This is a genomic window from Streptomyces cinnamoneus, assembly GCF_002939475.1.
Taxonomy (GTDB): Bacteria; Actinomycetota; Actinomycetes; order Streptomycetales; family Streptomycetaceae; genus Streptomyces; species Streptomyces cinnamoneus_A.
In genome coordinates this window covers 5,824,146-5,849,552 of sequence record NZ_PKFQ01000001.1, presented here as the reverse complement: position 1 = coordinate 5,849,552, position 25,407 = coordinate 5,824,146, and the positions used below count along the sequence as shown (strand labels likewise).

The window sequence follows — 25,407 nt, the reverse complement described above, 5'->3', positions numbered from 1 at the left end:
CCTGAGGCCGCGCCCGGGCGTAGCCTGTGGATCATGTTTGTACTTGAGCTGACGTACATCGCCCCCATCGAGCGCATCGACGCCGCCCTCGCCGAGCACGTCGCCTGGCTGGACGCCCACTACGCGTCCGGCGTCTTCATCGCCTCCGGCCGCAAGGTGCCGCGCGACGGCGGGATCATCCTGGCCCTCGGCGACGACCGGGCGAAGATCGAGGAGATCACGCAGAGCGACCCGTTCACCGTGGCGGGCGTATGCGAGTACACCATCACCGAGTTCATCCCGACGAAGACCGCCGAGGGCCTGGCCCAGTACCGTCAGTCGCTACCCTCCTGACCCTCCCGGCGCGAGCCGGGCGGTGCGTCCCTTCTCCCCCGCAGCCCAGCAGCCGCCGTCGGGGCCGCAGGCGACGGTGTCGTAGGAACCCGTGTCGAAGGCGCGCCAGGTGCGGCCGGCGTCCGTGGTGACCTCGCTGCCGGTCGGCCCCACGGCGAGGGCGGTCGTACGGCTGTGCGGCAGCCAGGCGACCCCGGAGCGGTAGCCGGCGGGCGGCCGGGGCGCGGCGGTCCAGCTGGTCCCGCCGTCGCCGCTGACGGCTGCGGCCGTCGGCGAGGGCTGCCCGGCGCGGTAGTCGCCGCCGACGGCCAGCCCGTGGGCGCGGCCCCGGAAGGCGAGCCCGAAGACGCCGCGCGCCGCGTCGCCGGCGGGCACGGGTGTGCCGGCGACGCTCCAGGTGCGGCCCCGGTCCGTGGAGTGCAGGACGCGGGAGACGGCCGCGCCGCCGGTGGCGAGCCAGGCGTCGTGTCCGCCGGCGGCGGTCACGCACTGGCCGCTCGCGGCGAAGGCGGCCTCGCCGGGCAGCGCCGCGGGCATCCCGTCGGAGGGCAGGACGTGCCAGCTGCGGCCGCCGTCGCCGGTCGAGAGGACCCGGAACCGGCCGTCCACGGGGTCGCCGACCGCGATGCCGTGCCGGCGGTCGAAGAAGGTGAGGCAGTCGTAGAAGGCCCTGGGGTCGGGGTTGCGGAACGTCTCGGTCCAGCTGGCCCCTCCGTCGTCGGTGCGCAGGACGCGTGAGGCGTCGCCCTCGCCGATGGCCAGCACGACCGCGTGCCAGGCGTCGAACGCCTCCACGTCCCGGAACTCCAGGGTGCCGGCCCCGGGCGGCGAGACGTCGCGCCAGTGGCGGCCGCCGTCGCGCGTGAGCAGTACGGTCCCCTTCGTGCCCGCCACCCACGCCGTGGACCGGCTGACCGCCGCGAGCCCGCGGAAGCGGGCGTCGCTGCCGCTGGTCCGTGTCTCCCAGGCCGGCCGGGGCTCTCGGGGGCGTGGGTCCGCCGCCTGCGCCGGCAGTGCGCCGCTCAGCGCGAGCGCCGCCGCCCCGAGCCCCACCGGTAACGTGCAGATCCTGCGTCTCATGAGCGGGCAAGCTAGCGGAGGCGTACCCGGCCGTCCATGGGTGCGGCGCATCCCCGTGCGCCGGCGCCCGGCGGGCCTCGCCGCACGCCTGGACGCGGTCGGCGGATGGCAACGGTCCATCACTCTTGGCGGGATTCCTTGGAGTTCACCGGCATAGAACACAAATGTCTTCTTTCCCAAGGAGCGTGACGCAGGTCACGCTTGATTCATGTGCACTGCTGCAATCGATAGACCGTCTCTCCCTGGGAAGAGGTCACGGAGCACGGAAGCGCACCACCCGGAAAACAACCGCAAGGGAGCTGGCGTTGTCCACTGTCATCGAACAGGCTGTCCAGGCACGGATCATCGCGTCGGCCCCGCCGTCCCGCACGGTTCCCGCCCGGCTGCGCTACGACCGCCGAGACCCGTTCGCCGTGCGCATCGCCTTCCCTCCCGCGGCCTCGCTGGACGGCGCCGACGTGGAGTGGGCGTTCGCGCGGGACCTGCTGGCGCGGGGACTGTTGCGCTCCGCCGGCGGCGGCGACGTCCGCGTGTGGCCGTGCGGGCCGCACCGCACGGTGCTGGAGTTCCACGCCCTGGAGGGCGTCGCCATGGTCCAGACCGACACCGCCGAGCTGCGGGCGTTCCTCGCCCGTACGTACACCTCGGTGCCGGCGGGAGGCGAGTCCGGCCACCTGGACGTAGACAGCGACCTGGCGGCTCTGCTGCGCCAGGCGTAGGGAAAGTGGGCACGGCTCAGGGGAGGTAGGCGACCCAGTCGGTGCCCGGCAGCGGGTGGGGGTGCCAGTCACGGGCGTACGCCGGCAGATAGGGGTCCTCGGTGTCGAAGAGCAGCGCCGTCGGCATCCGGTGCGCGGCGCGGACGATGCCGGCGGTGGTGGTGGAGCGGTTGTTGCCCATGGTCTGGGCCGAGGCGCAGCCCGCCTCGTAGGCGATCGGCTGGGCGCGCGGTCCGGTGACCAGGCAGGGAGCGGTCAGACCCAGACGCCCCAGCTCGTCGGCGGCCCGGCGGTAGCGCACGGTGGTGTCGCGGGCGTCCGCCGTGTTCAGCCGCAACTCCTCGGTCTGCACGGTGAGGTGGGCGGCGAGCACGGCGCCCAGCAGAGCGGCGACGACGAGCCGGGGGCGGCCGGGGCGTACCGCTCGCACCGCGTCGGCGGCCAGGCCCGCCACGGGGAGGGCGAGCAGCGCGTACGAGGGGAGCAGGAAGCGCGGCGCCGAGTAGTCGAGCAGCAGCAGATAGGGGGCGGCGAGGGCGAGGGCGCAGGCCACGGGCAGCCAGGTCGCGGCCGCGTCCGCGCGACGGCGGGCGGCCAGGGCGAGGGCGCAGGCCGCCAGGAGGGGGAGCAGCAGCCACCACAGGGAGTGGGTGACGGACGGGCCGGCCACGTGGCAGGGGCGGCACAGCTGGGGGCCGTTGAGGGAGCGGAGGGCGGCCCGCAGGCCGGCGCCGAGGTGGGCTCCCATGCCGCCCTCGGTGTCACTGGAGACCGACAGGCGCCGCCCGATGCCGCCGAACCGCGCGTACGCCTCCACCGCCCACTGGACGCCACCCAGCGCGAGCCCGCCGAGGACCGCGGCCACCGTGCCGGGCCGCCGCCAGGCCCGTACGGCCGCGCAGGCGGCCAGCATGGGCAGGGCCAGCCAGACCCCGTCGGGGGCGCGGAAGAGCGTGGCGGCGGCGAGCGTGGCGGCGAGGGCCGCGCGTGCGCCGCGCCGGCCGGGGGCGTCCGCGCGGGCCCGCAGGAACCAGCCCGCGGCGGCGACCGCGGTCAGCGCGACCCAGAGGTTCGGCATGACCTCCGGACCGCTGAGCACGGTGATCCACAGTCCGGCGAACAGCAGCGCCGCCAGCGCGGGCCGGACCCTTCCCAGCAGCGGCCGCCACACCGCGAACGCGGCGTACAGGGCGGCCGAGGACAGCAGCACCAGCACCACGCGCAACACGAGCACGGAGGACGTGAGGGCGACCACGGGCGCGGCCAGGAAGCTGACGCCGCGCGACCGGGGAGCGCTGAAGAATGCGGCCGGATTGCGGGGGTCGACCTGCGAGAGGTAGACGGTCTCGTCCCAGCCGAGGTCCATGTGGGCCACGGCGAAGCACAGTTGCACCACCGCGAAGGCGAGGGCGACGGCCGCCAGACGGAGATCACGGCTCCGTCCCGCGCCGGTGGTCGGGGCGGGGGCGGTGCCGGCTAGCCGGTCGGTGGTGGCCATGCCCCCTTGCTTACCGCATCACGGCGCGGGCCTCACCCCGATGTCCCGTTCCCGCCCCGCTTCGCGCGGGCGCGCGAGGCGTCGATCTCGGCCTCGGCGGCCACACGGCCGGCCCAGCAGGCGGCCTCGACGCTTTTCCCGGGCTCGAGTTCCTTGTAGACCTCGAAGAAGTGCTGGATCTCCAGCCGGTCGAATTCCGGCAGATGCCTGAGGTCGCGCACGTGCTCGTGCCGGGGGTCGGTGGAGGGCACGCACAACACCTTGTCGTCCTCGCCCTGTTCGTCGCGCATCCGGAACATTCCGATCGCGCGGCAGCGGATGACGGTGCCGGGAAAGGTGGGGTCGCCGGCCAGCACCAGGGCGTCCAGCGGCTCCCCGTCGGCGCCGAGCGTGCCGTCGATATAGCCGTAGTCGGCCGGGTAGCGCGTCGAGGTGAAAAGCATCCGGTCGAGCCGGATGCGCCCCGTCTCGTGGTCCATCTCGTATTTGTTGCGGCTGCCTTGCGGAATCTCCACTACTACGTCGAAGTCCACGGGGCTCCTCCGGAGGGTCGGCGCCGGGGTCACCATGGTGACGCGAGGGGGCCGGTGGGCGCCATGGCGCGTCCGTGTTCGCCGCGCCCCCACCGGGCTCCGTCGGTGCCGCCGGGCCACGCAGCCGCCCCGCTCGGACCGCCCCGGACCGCGCCGCGAGGCGGCGGCCGAGGAGGCGGGCGGCGGCGCGAGGGTGCACGGCCGGGGACAACCGGCCAGGTCCGGACCAGGTGGCGCTCAGCGCTGCTTCGTCCCCGAGCGGACGGGCACCAGGCAACTGTCCGACCGCGCGCCCGGAAGCATCGGTCCGCGTACGACGTTCATGGCGGGCACCGGTACAGCGGGGGGCGCAGGAGGAACGTCCTCCGGCTCGTCCTCGTCGCCCTCGCCCACGCCCTCCTCGCCCGGGGGACCTTCCGCCCCCTGGAGCGTCAGGGCGACGACGCCCACCGCGGCGACCGCGCCGGCGCCGGCGGCCAGCAGGCCGCCCACCAGCCCGAACCGGAAACCCTCGCCGAGGGCGACGATCCCGACGCCGGCGGCCACCACGGGATTGACGACCGTCACGGTCGCGAGGGGCGCGGTCAGGCCCGCGCCGCGGTAGGAGGCCTGGGAGAGCAGCATGCCGGCCGGGGCGAGCAGGGCTATGGCCACCAGGCTCGGCACCTGGGCGACCAGGCCCGCGTCACGGGCGATCCAGTCCTCGGCCACGGCCTTGGTGAACACCGAGGCCATGCCGAAGGCCGCGCCGGCCGCCGTGGCCAGCACCACGCCGCGCACCACGGGCGCGCGCACCCAGCGCGCGGCGAGCGCCAGCACGGCGACCCCGCCCAGCACCACCGCCGCGAGCACGGCCCGCTCGGCGCGCGCGAGGGACTCGGCGTGCGGCGGCCCGGTCAGCGAGAGCAGCCCGGCGAGCCCCGCCGTGGCCAGCAGCGCGCCGCGCCAGCCCGCCGCGCCGACGGGCCGGCGCACGCACAGCGCCGCCATGGGCAGCGCGAAGACGATCGTCAGCGCCCCCAGCGGCTGCACCAGGCTCAGCGGTCCGTACGCCAGCGCCACCACGTGCAGCCCCGCGCCGAGCCCGGTGAGCGCCACGGCGCCCCACCAGCCGGGGCGGCGCAACGTCCCGTAGGTCCCCGAGGTGTTCGTCGCGGCGACGCGCTCCTGGACGATGGCCGCGCCCGCGTAGCAGACGGAGGAGACCAGGCAGAGCAGGACCGACAGGACGAGCGCGCTCACGGCCTGCCTCTGCGGTCCGTAGCGCCCCCGTGTCTGCGCATGTCTCTGTGGTCCGTCCCCTCATGCTCCATACCTCCAACGATGCCTCTTTCCGAAGGCCCCGTCGTCGTACTTGAGTACGGGCTTTTTCGTACTTCGGATGGAGTACGGACCGGTGGCGGGACGGCGTCGGGCATGTTGGTGACACCCCCTCACGCGGTGGGCCGCCGGCCGGGGCCGCCGGGCGCCGGCGAGCAGCGCGCGGGCCTATTCGGCGCATTCCCTTCCGAATATCCGGATGATCGCAGACCGCTTTTATGCGTATGCCGTCTAACCGTTTGTCGACGCGGCGCGGAAAATTCCGTTGCGGGTTTGAGGGTGTCCTGAAACACCATTGTCACAGCCCGGGGTATATGAAATCTCTGTGTAGGCTCAAAGGGGAATAGCAAGGCATTTACGGGGGGAAGCTTCAATGTCCGATGCCTCAGCTTCTTGGCATGTCCACACCTTCGAAAACCTCGAACGGCGCGGTCGGCGCGTCCTCGTCATAGGCGCCGGGGTTTCCGGTCTCGTCGCCGCGTACGAGCTTGAGCGGCGCGGATTCGACGTCGAGGTCCTGGAAGGCAACACCCGCATCGGTGGGCGCATCCACACCCACCGGTTCGGGCAGCGCCCCGGGGGGCCGACCGTGGAACTCGGCGCCATGCGCATTCCGTCCCACCACGCCCACACCCTCGAATACATTCGGCGGATGGGACTCGACGGAAAACTCCGCGCGTTCAGCACCCTCCTGTCGGAGGAGAACGCCTTCCTCCACACCGACCGCGGCTTCGTCCGCATCCGGGACGCGGCCCGCACGCTCGGCCGTGACTTCCGGCACGAGCTGGAACGACACCGCCCCGGGCACCACCACGACGACGCCACGGTCGCCTTCGGGGCGTGGCTGACGGCCATCGTCGACGCCATCGCGCCACCCGACCTGCGCGAGGCGCTCCGCGGGGACCTCAGCGGCCGGCTGCTCGACATGGTCGCCCGCGTCGACCTGACCGGTCATCTGCGCGGTCCGGCCCGGGACCGGGTGGACCTGCACTCGCTCTTCGCGGCACACCCTGAGCTGCGCGCCGGCTGCAGCGCCCGGCTGAACAGCTTCCTCGACGACATCCTCACCGAGACCAGCCCCGACCTGCTGCGCCTGCACGGCGGGATGGACCAGCTGACCGACCGTCTGGCCGGGAGGATCCGGGGGCCGGTGACCTGCGGCCGCCGGGTCACGGGCCTCGACGTGCAGGGCGACCACGTCGTCGCGCACGTCCGCGCCGGCTCCCGCACGACCGTCCGGCGCGCGGACTTCGTCGTCTGCACCGTGCCCTTCCCTGCCATGCGGCGCATGCGCCTGAACGGGTTCGACCGCGACAAGCGGGCCGTGCTGCGCGACGTGGTCTACTGCCCGGCGACGAAGGTGGCCGTGCTGTGCCGGACGCCGTTCTGGCGGGAGAGCGGCATCCAGGGCGGGGCCTCGTTCACCGGGGGACGCATCCGCCAGACCTACTACCCGGCCCCCGACGGGGAGCCCGGACGCGGCGCCGCGCTGCTGGCCAGCTACACCATCGGCGACGAGGCGGCCCGGCTGGGCCGGATGTCGGCCCGCCGGCGTCACCGCCTCGTGCTCGACGAGCTCAGCGTGGTCCATCCCGAACTGCTCTCGCCCGGCATGGTGCTGGACGTGGTCAGCATGGCCTGGGGCCACCACCCCTGGACCGGCGGCTGCACCACGCGCTGGGGCAAGAACGCCGCGGAGTGCGAGGAGGAGCGCCTGCGCGCCGCCCGGCCGGTGGGCCGGCTGTTCTTCGCGGGCGAGCACTGCTCGAAGGCACCCGCCTGGATCGAGGGCGCGATCGAGTCCGCGCTGGAGGCTGTCCAGGCGATCGAACGCTTCGAGCCGGGCCGCCGCACCACGGAGGCCACCGGCCGTCCCAACCCCGCGGGAGCCCTGTGATGAGCGTCTTCGACCTGCCCCGGCTCCACTTCGCGGGCACCGCGACGACCAAACTGCCCACCGGGCCGCGCAGCGGGCTGGTCGACCTGGCCACGGGCCGCGCCCTGACGGGCGACGGCCCGTTCCCCACCGACCGGCCCGCGGCCGAGTACCACGACTACCTGCAACGGCTCGGCCCGCGCTTCGACGGCGAGGGGCGGCCGGACGGGGAAGGGGAGTTCAGCGCGGCGAAGGGCTGGCACTTCGACGGCAACGGACACTTCTGGCTGGACGCGCGGATCGTCTCCGCCGAGCACCCCGGCGGCGGCGCTCCGGACACCGGCGACCCGGTGGTCGGCCGCAGCGTGGACGTCTGGGGCCACTACAACGCCTATCTGCGCACCACCGTCAACCGGGCCCGGGTCTTCGACCTGGACCCGGCCTCCCGGTGGACGACGGCCCTGATGGTGGGCCGGTTCGGCTTCGGCCGGCTGGGCCGCTCGCACGACGACGGATACATGCTCATGGGGGAGGTGGAGGGCTTCCACCCGCCCCGCTGGGCCGACTTCCGCCGCATCCTCGACGTGGGCGAGCACGCCCTGGCGGAGCAGCTGCGCTACGGCGCGGTGCACCAGTTCGTGGTCACCGGTGAGGACGGGCCGGGCAGCGCGCTCCAGTGGCTGCCCGACGCCGACCTCTCCCCCGCCGCCCTGGCGCTGCGCACGGCCGTGGAGGGCGGGGCGGACGGGCTCGTGGTCCGCTTCGCGCTGGACGACATGGCCTCGCCCCGCGTCCCGGACACCCCCGCCCAGTGGCGGGTGCGGGGCACGATCGCGCCCTGGCACGCCCACGAGCTGCGCACCTACCCGGCCGGCCGGCTGCTCGTCCCCACCGCGGACGCGGCCGGCCGGCTGCACCACTGCACGGTGGACCTGGCCGACGGGCGCGCCGCGTTCGACATGGTCTCCGCCGTGCCGGTCACCCACCGGGCCCGCGAGGCGGGCCCCGGGCTCCTGCACCGGCTCGGCCCGCCGGTGGACGCCGGCGACCTGGAGCTGCGCACGGCCGGCTCCGGGCGGCTGGTCGCCCTGCTCCCCTCCGGTTCCTACCCCGGCGACCTCACCTCGGGGCTGGTCGCCGTGCCGGCCGAGCCGGGCTGGGAGCGGGCGGCGGGCGAAGGGCTGTGCCTGACCGGCACGGGGGCCGACGGGCGGCGGGTGACGCTGGCGCGCGAGCGGGAGGTCAACGTCCAGAGCGACGAGTCGCTGGTGGTCCTGCACCACCGCGACCGGGCCAACGGCCGTGACCACGCGGTCGGCGTGCCGCTGCGGGCGTACGTGCGCGGCCGCCCGGCGAGCGCCGGGCGGGTGCGCGTGCGCCAGTTCTACAACCCCCGCGCGCTGCCCGCCGACGGGCGGGCCGGCGCGCCGGGGGCCCGCTGCGGCGACGCGGTCGTCCTCGGCGTGCGCGGCGAGGGGCCCTTCGCCGAGGAGTGCGTCGTGGAGACCGACGAGCACGGCCACGGCCTGCTCGTCCTGCGCGGCGAGCGGGCGGGCACGTGCCGGGTGCTGCTGTCGGCCGGCGCCGAGGACGGGCCGCCGGGCGTGGACCCGCGGGCGGAGGGCTCGGCGTGGGCGGCGTACGACGACGAGGACGCGCTGGGCTTCTGGGCGGGCGCCGGCTCGCTGGCCGTACGGGTCCTGCCCGACGACTGGCACCTGGACGACGTGCCCCGCGAGGACGTGGACTTCGAGCTGCTGCACAGGGAGGTCTTCGCCTACTACGAGCACGTGTCCACCTTCATGCGGTCGGAGGTGTTCAGCCTCGCCGACCGCTGCAAGGTCGAGACGTACGCGGAGCTGGCGTGGCAGATGTGCGATCCGCGCAACAAGCCGAAGACCTACTACATGCCGCCCACCCGCGACCTGTCGGACCCCAAGGCCCGGCTGCTGCTGGCCTATCTGCGCAACCTCCAGGCACGCACCCGCCCGCCGCTCGCCGTTCCGGCCCGGAGCCCCGTGGGGCCGGTGATCGGCACGCGGGGCGAGCTGTGGACCGTGCTGAAGCAGGCGGCCACGCTGGAGCTGGCGGTGATGCTGCAGTACCTGTACGCGGCCTTCTCGGTGCCGACGCACGGCGCCGGGCGGGAGTACGTGCGGCGCGGCAGCTGGACGGCGCGGCAGCTGGAGCTGGCGTGCGGGCAGGGCGGCGCCACGCTGGACGACGGCATCCGCGGCATCCTGCTGAACGTGGCCCGCGAGGAGATGATCCACTTCCTGCTGGTCAACAACATCATCACCGCGATGGGCGAGCCCTTCCACATCCCCGCGATCGACTTCGCGACGCTCAACAGCGAGCTGCCGGTGCCGCTGGACTTCGCGCTGGAGGGGCTCAGCGTGGGCAGCGTCGAGCGGTACGTCGCCATCGAACAGCCGGCGGGCCTGACGCCGGAGCTGCGGTGTGCCGGGCGGCCGGAGACGGCCGGCGGGGTGGCCGCGGCGGAGGCCGCCCCGACCGCCTGGGGTTCGGTGAGCGAGTTGTACGCGGCGATCCGGGAGGGGCTGCAGCGCGTGCCCGACCTGTTCCTGGTGGACAAGGGCCGCGGGGGCGGTGAGCACCACGTGTTCATGCGGGAGTCGGTCAACTCCCGTCACCCCGACTACCAACTGGAGGTCGACGACCTGCAAAGCGCGCTGTTCGCCGTCGACTTCATCACCGAGCAGGGCGAGGGCGGCGCCCTGGGCCCCGCGGCGCCCTCGGACTCGTCGCACTTCCAGAGCTTCCTGCGGATCGGGGAGGTGCTGACCAGCGAGCGGGTCCCGGGCCCGTACGGGCGGCTGCTGCCCTGGAGCCCCGCCTACCCGGTGCTGCGCAACCCGACGCTGGGGCCGGGCGGCGACGGGGCGAAGGACCCGGTCACGGACCCCGAGGCGCGGGCCGTGGGGCGGCTGTTCAACCACTCCTACCACCTGATGCTCCAGCTGATGGCGCAGCACTTCGGGCAGAGCCCCGACGGGAGCCTGCGCCGCTCGAAGCTGATGAACGCCTCGATCGACGTGATGACCGGCGTCATGCGCCCGCTGGCCGAGCTGCTCGTCACCATGGAGTCGGGGCGGCGCGGCAGGACGGCCGGCCCGACCTTCGAACTGGCCGACGTGCCCGGCGTGACACCCCGCCCGGACGTGGCCCGCCGCGCGCTGGCGCTGCGCTTCGCGCACCTGTCGGCGGCGGCGCGCAAGTGCGGGCCGGTTCCCCCGCAGGTCGCCGAGATGACTGCTTTCTACGCCGACTTCTTCCGCCGCGACGAGTGAGGACCGGCCATGACGACGAAGGCGAGTGCGCGCGTCTGTGACACCGACGTGCTGATCGTGGGCGGGGGCCCGGTGGGCTTGGCCCTCGCCCTGGACCTGGCGTACCGGGGGGTGGACTTCCTGGTCGTGGACGCCTCGGACGGGGTGGTCGCACACCCGAAGGTGAGCAACGTCGGCCCCCGCTCGATGGAGTTGTTCCGCCGCTGGGGCCTGGCCGGCCGGATCCGCGCCGCGGGGTGGCCGGGCGACCATCCGCTGGACGTCGCCTGGGTGACCGCCGTCGGAGGGCACGAGATCCACCGCCTCCGCTTCGGCACGGCCGACTCCCGTCCGCTGCCGTCGTACACGCCCGAGCCCGAGCACGCCTGTCCCCAGCACTGGCTGGCGCCGCTGCTGGCGCGGGAGGTGGGGGTGCACGGGAGCGGTGCGGGGAGTCCGCTGCGGCGGCGGTGCCGGCTGGACGGCTTCGTCCAGGACGACGACGGGGTGACGGCCACGGCGACGGACCTCCGGGACGCCTCGCGCCTGACCGTGCGGGCCCGCTACCTGGTCGCCTGCGACGGCGCGTCGTCGCCCGTGCGCAAGGCGACGGGGGTCCCCGCGCCGGACCTGTACGCCACGCGCGTTTTCCGGAATATCCTCTTCCGGGCGCCGGGGCTGCGGGAACGGCTCGGAGCGCGGAACGCGCTGGTGTACTTCCTGACGCAGCCCCCGGCGCTGCGCTTCCCGCTGCGGTCGATCGACGGCCGCGAGCTGTACCGGCTGACGGTGGGCGTGGACGCGGGGACGGCGGAGGAGGGGGGCGGCGGGGACCCGCTCGCCATGGTCCGTTCGGCCATCGCCTTCGACACCCCGCTGGAGGTCCTCTCCGACAACGTCTGGCACCTCACCCACCGCATCGCCGGGCGCTTCCGCCTGGGGCGGGTGCTGCTCGCGGGGGACGCCGCCCACACGCTCTCGCCCTCCGGGGGCTTCGGCATGAACACCGGCATCGTCGACGCCGCCGACCTGGGCTGGAAACTGGCCGCCGAACTGGCGGGCTGGGCCGGCCCGCGGCTGCTCGACGCATACGACACCGAGCGCCGGCCCGTGGCCGAGCACAGCCTGGAGGAGGCCAACGTCAACCTGCAGCGGACCATGGGCCGGGAGCTGCCCAAGGAGATCCTGCTGGACTCCCCGGAGGGCGAACGGGCCCGCGCGGCGCTGGCGGCGGCGATGGAACGCGGCGGCGTGCGCCGCGAGTTCGAGGCCCCGGACGTGCACTTCGGATTCCGCTACGACTCGCCGCTGATCGTGCGCGACGGCACCGGGGCGGACGACGAGTGCTGGCGCACCGCGGCCGTCCCCGGCGCCCGCGCCCCGCACGCGTGGCTGGGCGAAGGGGTCTCCACCCTGGACCTGTTCGGCCGGGCCTTCCGGCTCATGTGCTTCACGGGCCAGGCGCCGGCGGGCGCGCCCGGCCCCGACGGGAGGGCGTCCACGGCGGCGGAGGGCGCGCTGGAGGACGCCTTCGCGCGAAGGCGCGTGCCGCTGGAGACCTTCCACTGCCAGAACCCGGCGGTGGGCGCCCTCTACGGCAGCCCGTATGTGCTCGTACGACCCGATGGCCACGTCGCCTGGCGCGGTGCGCGACCGCCCGCCGACCCCGGGGCGCTGGCCGACACGGTACGCGGAGGCGTGACATGACCGGCCCCCTTCCCGCTCCCTTCCGCACGGCGGACGTCCACCTTCCCGATCCCTACCCCCTCTACCGCCGCTACCGGGAGGCCGATCCGGTCCACTGGGCCGGGGACGGCTGGTACCTCTTCCGCCACGACGACGTGGCGCACGTGCTGACCAGCCGGCGCTACGGGCGGGGGGCACTGCCCGCCCGGCTGCCGCAGGAGTGCCCGCACCTGCGGCGCACCACCGCCAACTGGATGGTCTTCATGGACCCTCCGGAGCACACGCGCGTGCGGGCCCTGGTGGCCAAGAGCTTCACGCCGCGCATCGTGCGGGAGCTGCGTCCGCGCGTCCGCCGGCTGGCCACCGATCTGGTCGCCGAACTGGGCGCGAAGGCGACGGAGGACGCGACGGCCGACCTGGTCGGCGGCTTCGCCGCGCCCCTGCCCATCCTCGTCATCAGCGAACTGCTGGGCGTGCCGCGCGAGGACCGCCCCTGGTTCCGGGCCCAGGCCGTGGACCTCCAGCAGGCCACCAGCTCCCGCGTGGCCCGGCGGGCGGACGCCTTCGCGGTCGCGGACGCGGCGGCCCGGGAGCTGGACGCCTACTTCCGCGCCGAACTGGCCCGCCGCCGAGCCCGGAAGGAGGGCTTCGGGCCCGACCTCATCGGGGCCATGCTGCGCGCGGAGGAGGAACTTCCCCTGGGGGAGGACGCGCTGGTGGGCACGTGCATCCACCTGCTCACGGCCGGGCACGAGACGACCACCAACCTGCTGGCCAAGGGCCTGCTGGCCCTGTTCGCCCACCCGGATCAGCTGGCGGTGCTGCGGGAGCGGCCGGAGCTGATGCCGGGGGCCGTGGAGGAGCTGGTGCGCTACGACTCGCCCGTGCAGATGATCAGTCGCTGGGCCCGGGAGGACGACCGGATCGACGGACGCGCCATCCCGCGGGGCGCCAAGGTCACCCTGGTGCTGGGCGCCGCCAACCGCGACCCCGGCCACTTCCCGGACCCCGACCGGCTGGACGTCCACCGCGACGCGCGCCGCCACAGCGGCTTCGGCATGGGCATCCACTACTGCGTCGGGGCCCCGCTGGCGCGCGTCGAGGCGGAGATCGGCCTGAGCGAGCTGCTGCGGGGCCTGCCAGGGCTCGCCCCGGCGGACGGGGAGGCGGTGCGGTACGCGGAGGACCTCGTGTTCCACGGACCGGAACGGATGATGGTGCGGATCCACGCGTGAGGAACACCGGATGAGAGGAAAACCATGAGGTCCCAACGAATGTGACGACTTATCGTCTCCTGTGCGCTCGCACCCCGAACCCACAGGAGACTCGGTTGAGAACATTCCGGATAGGTGACCGGCTGCGCCGGGCGTTGGTCCCCCTGGCGGCCGCCGCGGCGGCGACGCTCGGCCTGCCCACGACCGCGGGCGCCGCGGGCGGCTCCACCGCGGTGGAGTCCGTACGCGCGATGACCTGGAACATCTGCGGCGAGGCCGGCGGAACCAGCCCGGCGGACGCAGGCTACTGCCCGTACCGCAACGAGCCGCAGAAGAAGGCGGACGCCATCGCCGAGGTCGTGCGGGTGCGCAACCTCAACGTCGTCATGCTCCAGGAGGTCTGCTCCGGGCCGCCCGTCGCCGGCGGGGCCACCGGGCCCAGCCAGCTCGACGTCATCCTGACGGCGCTCGGCCCGGGCTGGACGTCCGCGACGGCCCTCTCCGAGCGCCCCGACGGCCGCACGAACTGCCGGGGCGCCCTCTCCGGCACCCTCGGCACGGCCATCCTGGTCAAGGGCACCATCGACGACCGGCCCGAGCCCGTGGTGCTGCCCGTTCCCCTCGACACGGACGCCGACCGGTCCCGGGTGCTGTGCGTCGGCGTCGCCGGCTGGCGGACGCACCTGTGCACCACGCACCTGGCGAACAACGACACCCTGCTGAAGAGCGGCGCCTACGACGCCCAGGTCGCCACCCTCAAGCGCACGATCTCCGCGTACCCGCGGGTCGTCGTGGGCGGCGACTTCAACATGGGCCTCTACCACCACGTGATCCCGGCCAAGCTCCAGCCGATGTACGACCTGCTGACGGAGTGCGACCGCACGTCGTACGTGGCGGGCGACGCCGCCGACGAGGTCACGCACTTCACGTACGCCTCCGCCACCGGCACCTACACCTCATCGAAGATCGACTACCTGTTCTCCACGGCGGGCTTCACCGGCTGCGACTCGTGGACGCAGAAGGCCGACCAGGCCGACTACCGCACCACCAGGCAGCCCACGGGCGTCTCCGACCACGCGCCGCTGTACGGATACACCCCGGCCACGTCGTAGGCACTCCCCGGGCCGGCCCGGGCCATCCCGGGTTCTCAGACCGCGTCCCGGGCGAACCACCTGCGCAGATACGCCTCCAGCTCCTCCACCCGGTCGGTGCGCAGCCCGATGTGCCGGTCGGGCCGGACGAGCACCAGGGCCTTGCCGGGCAGCCGGGGCACCGTGTCCGGGTCCGTCCGGGGCCTGAGGATATCGACCGGGGCGCGGTAGCCGGCGACCAGCGCGCGCAGGTGGTCGTCGGTCATGCCGGGCCCCTTGGCCCCGGGTGCGGCCAGCAGGGTCCAGCGCTGGTAGGAGAGCAGGTCGTGGAGCCGGCAGTGCCTTCCCCGCACCCGGACGAACGGGTCCGGCAGCCGGTCCCCGCCACCGCCCTGCGACAGGGCGCTCTCCCGGTGGTGCATGGTCAGGTCGCTGAGCATCGACCTGATCCGGCCCGAGGCCCAGGGGGTGCTCATCACCGGCCCGCCGACGAGGCGCATGCCGCGCAGGGCGAGGGCGGTCGGCGGCAGCTCCAGGAGGTTGTGCCGCATCTCCCGCATGACCTTCTCGGCCGTGAGCCGCTGCTCGGTGCTGTAGGTGTCGAGCAGGGCGAACGGGTCGGCCGCCCAGCCGCGTACGGCCGCCGCGACCTTCCAGGCGAGGTTGTGCGCTCCGCGCAGCCCGGTGTTGAGGCCGTGGCCGCCGATCGGCGCCCACAGGTGCGCGCTGTCGCCCGCCAGGAGCGCCCGCCCCTCCCGCAGGGTCGCGGCGACGCGGTCCTGGAAGCGGGCGCGGTTGGCCCACGGCGGATCGGTCGGCGCCAGCCGCACTCCGGGCTCGTGCGCGGAACGCGCGACCAGGTCCCGCATCTCCTCCACTCCGGGCGGCCCTTCGACGGTCGGGTCGGGGTCCGTGAGGAAGGCGAAGAACCGGTATCCGCCGCCGGGCCGTGGCGAGACGCCCATCGACAGACCGCGTTCGAGGAAGAAGTAGGTGTGCCCGGGCCGGTAGGGCACCTTCCAGTCCGGCACGGCGTTGAGCTGGACGCACTGGAGGTCGGGGCGCCGACCGCCCTCGAACGGGATCCCGAGGCCCTTGCGCACGACGCTGTGCGCCCCTTCGCACCCGATCACCCACGCGCAGCGCAGGGTCGTGAGGCCCCCGTCCCCGGTGCGGACGTCGACTTCGGCGCCGTCGCCCCCGGTGCGGACCGCGACGGCCTCGGTGGACCATTCGACGCGGCCGCCGAGGGCGACCAGGCGCTCGCCGAGCAGCCGCTCCACGGCGTCCTGTTCGATGGACAGGGGGTTCGGGAAGGCCGTGCCGGCGCACTCCATCCCCATCCTCCACGCACGACGGCCCTCGGCGAAGACCTCCACGCGCCGCAGCTTGATGCCCTCCGCCGTCATCTCGCGCGCGCAGCCCAGGTCCGCCAGGACCTCCAGGGCCCGCTGCCAGATGATCCCGGCCCTGGCCTCGCGCTTGCCCAGCGCCGCCTTCTCCACCACGGCCACGTCCACTCCGTGCTGGCGCAGTCCCACGGCCACGGCGAGCCCCGTGGGGCCGGCCCCGACCACCACGACGTCGGCCTTGCGGATGTCGTCCACGGGTGTCTCCCCCCCTGTCGCGGTGCCTCGGGCGGTGCCGGCGCCGGGGCGCCGGCGGGCGAGGCCCCTTCCCTCCATCGTGTGGGACGAGAGGGCGGAACTCAGAACTTCCGGGAAAATCGGGGGCACGGTTCCGGTCAGCGTGGGGCGGAAGCGACGGGGAACGACGAAAGCCCCGGCCGAGGCCGGGGCTTTCTCACGCCGTCGTCACCGGCGGCGTCACTCCTGGGCCTCGGCCGCCACGGGCTTGGGGATCAGGAAGGACGTCGCGATGGCGGCGGCCAGGATGGCGACGCCCGCGATCATGCCGGCCACGTACCCGTCCGGCGAGGCCGCGTCGGACGGCTGGGCCGCGGTCTTGACCGCGTAGAGCAGCGCGAAGCTCAGGCCGGCGCCGAGGTTGAAGGCGCCCGCGTTGAGGCCGGGCAGGAAGCCCGGGTTGTCCTTGGGGGACAGCACGATGCCGAGCCCGTTGAGGACGATGTTCGCCACACCCGCGTAGGTGACGCCCACGAGGACCGAGGCCGCCAGCAGCATCAGACGCGAGTCGGCGGAGACCGTGAAGATCATCAGGGTGACGGACGCCACGGCGCCGACGAGCCCCAGCCGCAGGACGCGGCCGTAGCCGAAGGTGGCCGCCAGCCGTCCGGCGACCGGTCCCATGGCCAGTCCCGCCAGCGCGTAGGGGGTGAGCGTCCACCAGGCGGACTGCTCGGCGCTCATGCCGAGGCCGGCGTCGGCGTCCTGGGCGAGCGCCGGGATCAGTCCGTTCATGACGGCGAACACACCGGTCATGGTGAGCACGGTGGTCAGCAGGGTCGCCCAGGTGGCGCGCTGCTTCAGGTGCCGGGTGGCGACCAGGGGGTGGCCGCTGCGGTCCTCGGTGCGCCAGAACAGCGCGAAGGCGACGGCGGAGACGGCCACCAGGGCGCCGACGAAGCCCCAGCTGGCGTCGGCCAGCTTGCCGGCCTCGTTGAGGGCGATGAGCAGGGACCCGACGGACACGACCAGGAGGCCGACGCCCGGCCAGTCCATGCGGCTCGCGGCGGCCACCTTGGTCTCGGGGGTCAGGAAGGCGACCAGGCCCATGGCGACGGCGGCCACGCCAGCCATCGCCCAGAACACGGCCTGGAAGCCGTGCTTGTCGGCCAGGAAGCCGCCCGCGAGGGAGTCGACGCCGGCGACGCCGCCGTTGACGGCGGTGATCACGCCCAGCAGGGTGCCGTACCGCTTCGGCTCGGTGACCTCGACCCGCAGCATGATCAGGCACAGCGGGACGGTCGGGCCGGAGGCGCCCTGGAGGACCCGGCCGACGAACAGCACGGGCACGCTCTGCGCCAGCGCGGCGACGACGCAGCCGACCGCCATGAGGGCCAGCATGCCCACCAGGACCTTGCGGCGGCCGACGATGTCGCCGAGCCGCGGCAGGAAGAGGGAGAAGAGGGCCGCCGAGGTGAAGAAGGCGGTCTGCGTGAGGCCGATCTCGGCGGAGTCGGCGCCGAGGCTGTCCTCGATGCTCTTCAGCGCCGGGCTGAGCATGCTCGCGTTGAGCTGGAAGGCGACGCAGGCGGCGAGGAGCGCGGTCACCAGGACGCCGACGCGGACGGGACGGCCCGGGGCGGCGGAGGTGTCGTCGGTGGAGCGGGCAGGACTGGCGGTGCGGGTGGTGCTGGAAACGTTCATGCCTCGTGGATCTCTGGGTACATACACAGAAAAACCCCAGCTCAGCTGGGGTTCTCTCTGGTGTCCGAGGGGGGACTTGAACCCCCACGCCCGATAAAGGGCACTAGCACCTCAAGCTAGCGCGTCTGCCATTCCGCCACCCGGACTAGGTGTCTGCCTCTCGCGGGGGTGTTCCCCGCGGCGACATGGATAACTCTACCAAGGTTTCGGAGTGCCTTTCACCAGGGATTTCCTCGGGGGCCGGGACCGTGCGCCACGGGGCGTGGCGGCCGGGGCCGCGAGCCCCGGGCGCACGGTCGCGCCGGGCTCAGGGCATCAGGTGGTAGTCCGGGAAGTTGCCGGGCGCGCGCTCGTCCGCCGGGCCCTGCGTCACCGCCCTCACCAACAGCTCCCCGCCGACGAAGGCACCGCGCCACGAGGCGCCGAATCCTCCGAAGAGCTCCTCCCGGTCGCCGCGCGACCTGGGCTTTCCATGACCCACCTTGAACGCGCGGATCTGCGGGGCCAGCCGCTCGTACGCCGCCCGGTCGTCGCAGGAGAGGGTCGCGACGAGGGCGCCGTTGCTGGCGTTCATCGCGCTGAGCAGCTCGGCCTCGGTGTCGACCAGCACGATCGTGTCGACCGGCCCGAACGGCTCCGCGTGGTGCAGGGGCGAGGTCGAGGGCGGGCTGAGGAGCGTGACGGGGGGCACGTAGGCGCTGGTGTCCTGGCCCGGCAGGAAGCGGCCGGCCGACAGCTCGCCGCGGTGCAGGGGTATCGCGCCCCGGTCGACGGCCTCGGCCACCTGGTCGTTCAGCTCCTTGGCCTTGGCCGCGTTGATCAGGGGACCGAAGTCCAGGGCCGGAAGGTCCTCGTCCGCGGTGGCGACGGCCAGCGGGTGGCCGAAGGTCACCGAGCGGACCGCCGGGAGGTAGTGCGCCAGGAAGTCCGCGAACGCCGAGCGCTGCACCACGAAGCGCGGGTAGGCCGTGCAGCGCTGCTTCGCGTAGTCGAAGGTCTTGCGGATCTGCGGCGCGAGCGCGTCCCAGTCGGTGAAGTTCCAGACGCCCCAGGTGTTGAGGCCCTCCTGTTCCAGGATGTGGCGCTTGCCGAGGTCGGCGACGGCCGTGGCGACCCGGGCGCCGGTGTCCCGGCCGCCCACGAAGGAGACGCAGCCGACCTCGGGGGCCCGCACCAGCGCCTCGGACAGGTCGGCGCCGCCGCCGCTGACGAGCGTGACCGGCAATCCCTCCCGCGCGGCCAGGGCGCACGCGAGCGTGAGGCAGGCCAGACCGCCGTCGGTGGGGGTCTTGGCGATGACGGCGTTGCCGGCCAGCGCCTGGACGAGCATGGCGTGGACGAGCACGCTCATCGGGTAGTTCCAGCTGGCGATGTTGCTGACCGGTCCGGGCAGCGGAACGCGCCCCGCCGTCATGCGGTCGATCTCCGCGACGTACCAGCGGACGCCCTCGATCGCGCGGTCCACGTCCGCCCGGGCCAGCCGCCACGGCTTGCCGATCTCCCACACGAGGAGGAGGGCGAGCAGGTCACGGTGCTCGGCGAGGGCGTCCAGGGTGGCGCCCACCATGGCCTTGCGCTCGGCGAGGGGGACGTCGCGCCAGGCGCGGTGCTGGTCCAGTGAGGCCCGTACGGCGTGGTGGGCGGTGGCCGCGTCGAGCCGGGGCGGGCCGGCGATCGGGGTGCCGTCGACGGGGGTGGTGGCGGGCAGGGGCCGGCCGTCGGCCTGCCAGAGGCCGTTCCAGAGGTTGAGGACGCGGTCGTCGCGGAAGGCCTCGGGGGCGAGGGCCTGGCAGCGCTGCCAGGCCGTGGCCCATTCGGTGCCTGGCCGGAGGATGAGGGTGGGTGCCATGTGGATCTCCGCTCTCGGTGCACGGTCGGGGCGGGAATCGGCGCTTCCTACCGAACGGTAGCCACTGGGAGGGGTACGGGGCGGGGCCCTGCCTCCGATGAGGCCCACGTCACGTGAGACGGTGCCCCTGGACACGGCCGCGCACGGCCGGGGGCGCCCGACGGGCGCCCGGTCCGCCGAGAAACCGCCGAGCGCACACGGGGAACGATCAGCATGGGACGGGTCACCGCACGCCGCCGCGTCATCCGCATCCGCGACGGGGCCGTGAGCGCCCGCCCGGACACCCTCGTGGCCGAGGAGCCGCTGGAGATCCGGCTGAACGGCAAGCCGCTCGCCATCACCATGCGCACCCCGGGCGACGACTTCGACCTCGCCGCCGGCTTCCTGGTCAGCGAGGGCGTGCTGGGCGGTGCGGAGGAGCTGGCGAACATCGTCTACTGCGCCGGCGCCACGGACGACGGCTCGAACACCTACAACGTCGTCGACGTACGGCTCGCGCCCAGCGTGCCCGTGCCCGCCGTCAGCCTTGAGCGCAACGTCTACACCACCTCCTCCTGCGGCCTGTGCGGCAAGGCGAGCCTGGACGCCGTACGGACGACCGCCCGCTGGCCTCTCTCCGACGGCCCGTCACCGCTGCGGCTGGAGACGGGGCTGCTGGCCGCTCTCCCCGGCCGGCTGCGCGAGGCGCAGCGGGTCTTCGACCGCACGGGCGGGCTGCACGGCGCGGCCCTGTTCTCCGCCGAGGGCGAGCTGCTGGACGTACGGGAGGACGTCGGCCGGCACAACGCCGTCGACAAGCTCGTGGGCCGCGCCCTGCGGGAAGGGATGCTTCCGCTGGCCGGCGCGGTGCTGCTCGTCTCGGGGCGCGCCTCGTTCGAGCTGGCGCAGAAGGCGGTCATGGCGGGGATCCCGGTGCTCGCGGCCGTGTCGGCGCCGTCCTCCCTGGCCGTGGACCTGGCGGTGGAGACGGGGATGACGCTGATCGGCTTTCTGCGCGGCTCCTCGATGAACGTCTACGCGGGGGAGGAACGCGTCGTGCTGCCGTGAGGGTGGTGCGTTACTCCTACGTCCTGCCCGGCCGGCCGCGCCAGCGGCCGCTGAGACGGCCGAGGACGCCGAAGCGGTCCCACTCGTGGAACGTCTCCGCCCACGGACCGCCGACCTGCCGCAGGCAGTGGCGGATCTCCTCGACCTCCTCGGTGGACATGCGGCGCACTTCGGGCCGCAGCACCGAGGCGAGCAGGTCGGTGCGGATCTCGTCCCACAGGTCGTTCACGCCCGGGGCGGTGTGCCAGGCGACGAAGCAGACGGCGGCGTAGGTGGGCGTCCGCCCCAGCAGCGCGCGCACGCCGTCGCTGTGGGCCTCCAGGGCGTAGGCGTCCAGGAGGAGTTCGTCACCGGAGTGGATGAGGTCGGGCAGCTCGCCGGGGGCGGGGGGCGGGTCCATGCACAGCAGCCGCCGGGCGAGCGCGGCGCAGAGCCGCTCCGCGATACCGGCCTCCAGGGGGTGGGCCTGACGACGGAGGGCGATGACGCGGGCGGTGTATCCGGGTGGGGCGGCGCCGGAGGCGAGGTCGCCGGCCTGTTCCAGCAGCAGGAGCGCGGCGCGCTGGCGGGCGTCCAGCTCCCCGCTGCGGCCGAGGAGGCTCTTCAGCAGGCTCTTCGCGAGCCGTGGCGCCACGGGGTCGTCGGGCCCGCTGTCGAGGGCGGCTCCCACGAAGGCGTCGACGAGGTCGGGGGCGCGGTGCCAGCCCGGCGGCAGGCCGGTGAGCAGGGCCTCGGCCTCGGCCGGGCGCAGGGGGGCGTCGCCCCAGACGAGCCGGAAGGCGGTGCGCAGGACGGACGCGGTCTCCTGGTGCTCGGGGCCGGCCGTCTTCAGCAGGGTGTGGAGCTGGGCGGCGGCGTCGTGGTCGCCGTCCGGCAGGGGGGCGGCGGCCACGGCGGCGGCCATGGTCAGGTGGGGGCGGCCGGTGAGGTCGGCGCCGGGGAGTTCGGCGCCGAGCAGCCGCACGATGGGCTCGGGCGCGCTCGTGGCGGCGGTGTGGTCCAGCGAGTCGAGGACGGCGGCGCGCAGTTCGGGGTGGGCGTCCATGGCCGCCCGTACGACCTTGCGGTCCTGTGAGCGCTCGTCGAGCAGAGCGGCCGTCAGGCGGGCGGCCAGGACGGGCAGGACGGTGTCGCGGTCCACCCAGAGCGCCTCGGCGAGGCGCAGCAGGGCGAGGAAGCGGACGAGGGGGGTGGCCGGGTTCCCCGCCGCGCGGTCCAGCTCCGCGCGCAGGTCGTCCTTGAGGGGGGTGGTGGCCATGCGGAGGGCCGGTCCCGAGAACTCCTCGGTGAGCGAGGCCAGGACCGTCCACTCCTCGGGGGTGCGGTCGGTGCCGCCGGCGGCGACGGTGGTGAGGAGCCGGGTGCGCAGGGTGTTGCCGGGGTCGGTGCCGGGCGCGTGCCGGCGGGTCCAGCGGGCCGCGGCCGTGCGGCCCGCCGAGTCGAGGGTGATGCCCTCGCGGGCGGCCAGGGCGGCGAGCCGGTCGGCGTCGTCCTCCGCCTCGGGCACGCAGACGGTTCCTCCCGTGCCGCTGCGGGCCGCCGCGGCGCGGCCGGCGCCGGCGGTGACCGCCCCGGTACGGCCGAGGGCGGTCCGCCGGGTGGCCTCGGCGAACAGCTCCGGCCGTCCGGCCAGCCAGATCCGGGCGGCGACGGCCGCCCAGAGGTCCCGCTCCGTCCGGGCGGGGCTGGAGTGGCCGCCGGTGCAGTCGTGGACGCGGTAGCGGTGCTGTGAGGCGGCTGCGGCGTAGTCGAAGTCGGCGTCGGGGAAGACGCCGACGATCTGCTGCCGGGCGAGCATGGGGCGGCGAGTGTAGGTGGTGAACGTCAGCCGGCCGGCGAGTTCGCGCGGCAGGACGGCACTGGCGACGGCGACCCAGTACGCCGTATGGGCGCTGTTCTGCTCGACGACCAGGAGCTGGGGGGCGTCGGGGGTGCGGAACAGGGTGCGTACGTCCGTGAGGAAGGCTTCCAGCCGGTCCGCGCGGGCCTGGACGAAGTCCAGAAGCCCTTTCTTGTCGATGCGGCGGGCCGGGACGAGCGCCGTCAGGGGGACGGGGATGCCGCCGTCGGGCGTACGGTCGGCCCAGGAGGGCGACTCCCACGCCTCGATAGGCAGCAGGCCGCCGGGCAGGCCTCCGCTGTCGGGCAGCCGGATGGCGTGGGCGTGGAAATTTCCGTGGCGTCCGCTGCGGCCGGGGCCGGTGCGGACGGTGCGGCACAGCAGGCGGCTGCCGTCGGACAGCCTGTTGTGACTGAACGCCACGGGGAACGAGCTGAGTTCCTCGACGGTCGGGCGGCGGGGGGCGTCGCTCGGCGGCTCGTACCCGATCAACTGCTCCGCCTCGCCCAGCAGGGTGATGGGCAGTTCGGGACTCGCGGCGGTGAAGCGGAATCCGGAGCCGTTCGGTCCCAGCGTGGCGGTGGAGGTGTAGTGCAGCTGCTGCAGGTTCACGCGGCACCCCGTCTCGCCTTGTCCTTCTTGATCCTTGCCCTGTCGATTCTCGCCGTGCTCGGTGCACTTGTCGTGCTCGCCGTGCCCGTCGGGTGGTTTCTTGCTCCGCTCTGTAGTACGGGCAGGGGGCACCCAGGGGCTGTTCCCGCGCCCCTGCCTCCTCACATCGGGTGACATCCCACCAGATCCGGCGGGTCGTCACCTGGGGTTTGCGGAGGTTGGGGAGGAAGCGGGGGCGTACGCGTCGTCCTTACCGGGTGTCGCTCGCCGCCTGTCGGTGTCCCTACCGGGTGTCGCTCGCTATCTGTCGGCGTCCCTTCTGGGTGTCGCCGCCTGTCGGCCCTGGTCGTTCCTGCTCGCCTGGCCGGCCTGCTCGCCTGTCGGCCTGCTCGCCTGTCGGCCTGCTCGTGTCGGCCTGCTTGCCTGTCGGCCTGCTCGCCTCTGCTCGTTGCTGCTCGCCCTTACTGCTCGCCCTCGACGATGCGGGTGAGGAGCGCGAGGAACAGCTCGCGTTCGACGGGGGTGAGCGCTGCGAGCAGGGCCTCGTTGGCCTCGTCGCCCAGCTCGGCCAGGTGGGCGAGGCGGCGTCGGCCGGCCTCCGTGAGCGTGATGGCGTTCTTCCGGCGGTCGGCGGGGTCGGGCTCGCGGGTGATCAGCTCTTGAGCCTGGAGCTCGTTGAGGATGCCGACCATGTCCTTGGGGTCGAACCCGGTGGTGCGCCCGAGCTCGGCCTGGGCGACCGGGCCGAGGTCGGCGACGGCGGAGAGCACGGCGTGGTGCGGCATGCGCATGCCGTCCTGCGCCAGCGCGTCGGCCACGAGACGGCGTCCGCGCGCCGAGGCGCGGTTGAGCAGCCAACTGGGGAGGGAGCGGATGCGGGTGAGCGCGGGCCGGTCCTCGGAGGCGGACTCGGAGTCCTGCGTGGCGGGCGTTGCGGGTGACGGAGGCATGGGGCAAGCCTACCCAGAATCCGTTGGAGTTCCCAACGAAATAACCGTTGGACTTCCCAACGAACGGGTGTACCGTAGGCATAGCCAACGTTGGTGACCCCAATGAAAGCGCGGTCTCTTCGACTGTGCCCGCAATCCGATCCGTGGAGGTGTGCCCGCATGCGTCGTGTCCGGTATTACGAGAACGGCGGCCCCGAGGTCCTGAAGGTCGAGGAGGCCGAGGTCCCGGAGCCCGGTCCGGGTGAGCTCCTGCTGCGCACCGAGGCGGTGGGCGTCACTCTGCCGGTGGTGCGCAAGGTCCGGGAAGGCGGCCTGGCGTTGCCCGCGAGCGTGGGCGGCGAGGTGGCCGGAAAGGTCGTCGCCCTAGGGCCGGGGGTGACCGGCTTCGCCGTGGGCGAGCGGGTCACGGGCCTGTGTTTCGGCGACGGATACGCCGACTGTTCCCTTCTGCACTCCTCGATGGCCTCGCTCGTTCCCGGGGGCGCGAGCGCTGTCGACGCGGTCGCGCTCGTGCGGTCGGGGATCGTCGCCCTGGGGGCCTACGAGGCGGCGCGGCCCGCCGAGGGCGAGTCCGTCCTGGTGACGGGTGCCGCGAGCGGCGTGGGCCATCTGGCCGTGCAGCTCGCCAAGGCACGCGGCGCCGGACGGGTCGTGGCGGCGGTCGGCTCGATGGAGAAGGCCGAGTTCGTGCGCTCGCTGGGGGCGGACGAGGTCGTGACGTACGGCGACGACTGCTGGGGCGAGCCGGTGGACGTCGTCCTGGACGCGGTGGGCGGGGAGCTGCTCTCCCCTGCCCTGGCGGCGCTCGCGCCGGGCGGGCGGCTGGTGGCCTACAGCTCGGGCGGCGGCACCCTTCAGGCGTACGACCTGCTGGTGGGCGGAAAATCGGCGATCGGCTTCCAGGTGGCTCTCATAGCCCGCCACAAGCCCGCCCTGATGGAGCGGTGGCGGCGGGAGCTGTGGGAGCTGTTCGCCGCCGGACGGTTGCGCCCGCGGGTGCACGCGGAGTTGCCGCTGGAGAACGCGGCGAAGGCACACGCGATCATCGAGGCCCGCGCCAATCTGGGCAAGGTGGTGCTCCGCCCCGTGTGAGCCCGGTGAGCCCCGGTGAGCAGGGCGGGCTGCGGGCGGGAGCGGCGGCCTGTGCGCCCCCTTCGGCCCACGGTGCTTGTGAGGGGA

General features: G+C 74.0%; 18 protein-coding genes and 1 tRNA gene. 9 read left to right on the top strand and 10 right to left on the bottom strand.

What is annotated here, in order from left to right; translation table 11 throughout:
* Nucleotides 1–33: 33 nt before the first annotated feature.
* Nucleotides 34–333, top strand: a complete 300-nt coding sequence (locus tag CYQ11_RS25965; RefSeq protein WP_099202734.1) for a YciI family protein — start codon at nt 34–36, stop codon at nt 331–333.
* Here CYQ11_RS25965 and CYQ11_RS25960 read toward each other — a convergent pair.
* On the bottom strand, nt 322–1,413 hold the full coding sequence (locus CYQ11_RS25960) for a WD40/YVTN/BNR-like repeat-containing protein (RefSeq protein WP_099202733.1): 1,092 nt from the start codon (nt 1,411–1,413) through the stop codon (nt 322–324). The two genes, CYQ11_RS25965 and CYQ11_RS25960, sit on opposite strands and share 12 nt — an antisense overlap.
* A 305-nt stretch (nt 1,414–1,718) precedes the next feature.
* On the opposite strand from CYQ11_RS25960, the gene ssgD reads away from it, so the two are divergent.
* Entirely contained in the window at nt 1,719–2,132 is a 414-nt protein-coding gene (ssgD, locus tag CYQ11_RS25955; protein ID WP_099202732.1) for a spore wall synthesis regulator SsgD, read from the top strand.
* 16 nt (nt 2,133–2,148) lie between these two features.
* On the opposite strand, the gene CYQ11_RS25950 is transcribed toward ssgD, so the two are convergent.
* From CYQ11_RS25950 to CYQ11_RS25940, 3 genes are all read right to left on the bottom strand, one after another.
* Nucleotides 2,149–3,630 carry a hypothetical protein gene (locus tag CYQ11_RS25950; protein WP_240003707.1) on the bottom strand — a complete coding sequence of 494 codons (1,482 nt, stop codon included), beginning with the start codon at nt 3,628–3,630 and terminating at the stop codon, nt 2,149–2,151.
* 32 nt (nt 3,631–3,662) lie between these two features.
* Nucleotides 3,663–4,163: an inorganic diphosphatase gene (locus CYQ11_RS25945; protein ID WP_099202731.1), complete on the bottom strand. Its 501-nt coding sequence runs from the start codon at nt 4,161–4,163 to the stop codon at nt 3,663–3,665.
* A 237-nt stretch (nt 4,164–4,400) separates the two neighbouring features.
* A complete protein-coding gene (locus tag CYQ11_RS25940; protein WP_099202730.1) occupies nt 4,401–5,405 on the bottom strand; it encodes a DMT family transporter in 1,005 nt (334 codons plus the stop codon).
* Between the two features lie 451 nt (nt 5,406–5,856).
* Between CYQ11_RS25940 and CYQ11_RS25935 the strand changes: the two genes are divergently transcribed.
* From CYQ11_RS25935 to CYQ11_RS25915, 5 genes are all read left to right on the top strand, one after another.
* On the top strand, nt 5,857–7,380 hold the full coding sequence (locus tag CYQ11_RS25935; protein WP_099202729.1) for a flavin monoamine oxidase family protein: 1,524 nt from the start codon (nt 5,857–5,859) through the stop codon (nt 7,378–7,380).
* Nucleotides 7,380–10,670: a ferritin-like domain-containing protein gene (locus CYQ11_RS25930; protein WP_099202728.1), complete on the top strand. Its 3,291-nt coding sequence runs from the start codon at nt 7,380–7,382 to the stop codon at nt 10,668–10,670. Before CYQ11_RS25935 ends, CYQ11_RS25930 begins: the two co-directional genes overlap by 1 nt.
* A gap of 9 nt (nt 10,671–10,679) precedes the next feature.
* A complete protein-coding gene (locus CYQ11_RS25925) occupies nt 10,680–12,356 on the top strand; it encodes an FAD-dependent monooxygenase (RefSeq protein ID WP_099202727.1) in 1,677 nt (558 codons plus the stop codon).
* Nucleotides 12,353–13,570, top strand: coding sequence for a cytochrome P450 (locus CYQ11_RS25920; RefSeq protein WP_099202726.1), 1,218 nt, complete (start codon nt 12,353–12,355; stop codon nt 13,568–13,570). Before CYQ11_RS25925 ends, CYQ11_RS25920 begins: the two co-directional genes overlap by 4 nt.
* 95 nt (nt 13,571–13,665) lie before the next feature.
* Complete coding sequence (locus CYQ11_RS25915; protein ID WP_146104741.1) at nt 13,666–14,661, top strand: endonuclease/exonuclease/phosphatase family protein; 996 nt, start codon at nt 13,666–13,668, stop codon at nt 14,659–14,661.
* A gap of 35 nt (nt 14,662–14,696) precedes the next feature.
* Here CYQ11_RS25915 and CYQ11_RS25910 read toward each other — a convergent pair whose 3' ends face one another.
* The 4 genes from CYQ11_RS25910 to CYQ11_RS25895 form a co-directional block, all read right to left on the bottom strand.
* Nucleotides 14,697–16,247 (bottom strand): FAD-dependent oxidoreductase, encoded by a 1,551-nt coding sequence (locus CYQ11_RS25910; RefSeq protein ID WP_181143789.1) that lies wholly within the window; start codon nt 16,245–16,247, stop codon nt 14,697–14,699.
* Between the two features lie 219 nt (nt 16,248–16,466).
* Nucleotides 16,467–17,930 (bottom strand): uridine transporter UriT, encoded by a 1,464-nt coding sequence (uriT, locus tag CYQ11_RS25905; protein WP_099202723.1) that lies wholly within the window; start codon nt 17,928–17,930, stop codon nt 16,467–16,469.
* A gap of 58 nt (nt 17,931–17,988) precedes the next feature.
* Nucleotides 17,989–18,076, bottom strand: a tRNA-Leu gene (locus tag CYQ11_RS25900).
* A 161-nt stretch (nt 18,077–18,237) separates the two neighbouring features.
* Nucleotides 18,238–19,779: an aldehyde dehydrogenase family protein gene (locus tag CYQ11_RS25895; protein WP_099202722.1), complete on the bottom strand. Its 1,542-nt coding sequence runs from the start codon at nt 19,777–19,779 to the stop codon at nt 18,238–18,240.
* Nucleotides 19,780–19,992: 213 nt separating this feature from the next.
* On the opposite strand from CYQ11_RS25895, the gene fdhD reads away from it, so the two are divergent.
* Nucleotides 19,993–20,826 (top strand): formate dehydrogenase accessory sulfurtransferase FdhD, encoded by an 834-nt coding sequence (fdhD, locus tag CYQ11_RS25890; RefSeq protein ID WP_099202721.1) that lies wholly within the window; start codon nt 19,993–19,995, stop codon nt 20,824–20,826.
* Nucleotides 20,827–20,842: 16 nt separating this feature from the next.
* On the opposite strand, the gene CYQ11_RS25885 is transcribed toward fdhD, so the two are convergent.
* Nucleotides 20,843–23,278, bottom strand: a complete 2,436-nt coding sequence (locus tag CYQ11_RS25885) for a GTPase-associated protein 1-related protein (RefSeq protein ID WP_099202720.1) — start codon at nt 23,276–23,278, stop codon at nt 20,843–20,845.
* Nucleotides 23,279–23,739: 461 nt separating this feature from the next.
* Nucleotides 23,740–24,228 carry a MarR family winged helix-turn-helix transcriptional regulator gene (locus CYQ11_RS25880; RefSeq protein ID WP_099202719.1) on the bottom strand — a complete coding sequence of 163 codons (489 nt, stop codon included), beginning with the start codon at nt 24,226–24,228 and terminating at the stop codon, nt 23,740–23,742.
* Between the two features lie 159 nt (nt 24,229–24,387).
* Between CYQ11_RS25880 and CYQ11_RS25875 the strand changes: the two genes are divergently transcribed.
* Nucleotides 24,388–25,320 (top strand): quinone oxidoreductase family protein, encoded by a 933-nt coding sequence (locus CYQ11_RS25875; RefSeq protein ID WP_099202718.1) that lies wholly within the window; start codon nt 24,388–24,390, stop codon nt 25,318–25,320.
* Nucleotides 25,321–25,407 lie beyond the last annotated feature (87 nt).